Below are 722 nucleotides of genomic sequence, written 5' to 3' on the forward strand. Positions count from 1 at the left end.
CTCGTATAACCGTCAGTTACGGGATTAAAGTTAATAATTTTCGGTTAAGCACTGACGTTAGCAATTCCGAGTGGATTCGGACGTAGTCGAATCCGCCGTAATTGCGGTTATACATTGTTGCCAACAGTATTTTATTTTTTCCGATTATGAAATTCATTCAGGATTTTTTGCTTTTCCATTTTAGAGAGTCCAAAATCAATAATTAATTCAGGTCTAAAAGGTGGAATTCGGTCGTCAATCATTAAAACATTTTGAACTAAATATTCTCCAATTTCTAATTTATCTCCTAAACAACCAGATTGATAGTAAACAGAATAAACCGTGTCTTTAATCGCATTTGAAATCAGTTCAGTTTTGTTTTTGAAATTCTTTTTTCTTAATAATCCCTCGTAAGCAATTGCTTTTATATTTCCGTTTGGAAATTTCGTTAGTTTTAGAAGTTCAGATTCAGTTGCGTTTTGCATAATCCATTTTCGGCTTTCAATTTCTTCAGGCATTGCTCTTCCATTTCCACCAATTCCACTCGAAATAGATTGATATTTATAAACACTAATTGAATCTTGGATATTTTTTTCAATTCCGTTCCAATTAAACGTCCAGCTTTTTTCGTAACCAGAAGTTAACACAGCAATAATTCCAATTCCGAGTATTGTCAGGATTGGAAATAAAATCGAAAATCGACTTCTTTTGTTTTTATTTCTGTGTCTTCTCATATTGTTGGC

The 722-nt window shown here is 32.7% G+C and carries 1 protein-coding gene; it reads right to left on the bottom strand.

The features are described 5' to 3' along the window. Positions 1 to 131 precede the first annotated feature (131 nt). On the bottom strand, positions 132 to 722 hold a 591-nt coding region (locus tag FS85_RS14885; RefSeq protein ID WP_010134014.1), incomplete at its 5' end, for a hypothetical protein.

The sequence above is a fragment of the Ochrovirga pacifica genome, from assembly GCF_000220525.1.
Lineage (GTDB): Bacteria > Bacteroidota > Bacteroidia > Flavobacteriales > Flavobacteriaceae > Ochrovirga > Ochrovirga pacifica.